The organism is Lyngbya sp. CCY1209, from assembly GCF_035615495.1.
Classification (GTDB): Bacteria; Cyanobacteriota; Cyanobacteriia; order Cyanobacteriales; family Microcoleaceae; genus Limnospira.
Genome location: NZ_JAJENU010000305.1, coordinates 1 through 413, shown reverse-complemented (window position 1 = coordinate 413; position 413 = coordinate 1). Strand labels below are relative to the sequence as shown.

General features: G+C 42.9%; 1 protein-coding gene. It reads left to right on the top strand.

Features of this window, described 5'->3' with window-relative positions; all coding sequences use genetic code 11:
- A partial coding sequence (locus tag LKE08_RS08855; RefSeq protein WP_324703855.1) for a reverse transcriptase/maturase family protein occupies positions 1-413 on the top strand: 413 nt, incomplete at both ends.

Here is a 413-nt window from a genome sequence, read left to right as displayed (position 1 = left end):
GACATTGCCAAATGCTTTGACCAAATTGACCATGACTACCTGCTATCCAAACTTCATTGTCCAACGACCATAAGGCGAGATATCAAACAATGGTTGAAAGCTGGGGTCATTGACAATGGTGTATTTGACGACACAAAAGCAGGGACACCTCAAGGAGGGGTAATAAGTCCACTCCTCGCCAACATCGCACTGGATGGAATGGTGAGACATATAGAAAAACTCTTTCCAAAGAAAGGAAATAGAGTACAAGCAACGGTCGTCAGATATGCTGATGATTTCGTAGTTATATCACCAAAGCTCGAAATCATTGAACAGTGCAAGATTGCCATCTCCGACTGGTTAAAGCCCATTGGACTCCAACTCAAGCCGGAAAAGACAAGAATCTGTCATACACTAAGAGAAATCGAAGTTGA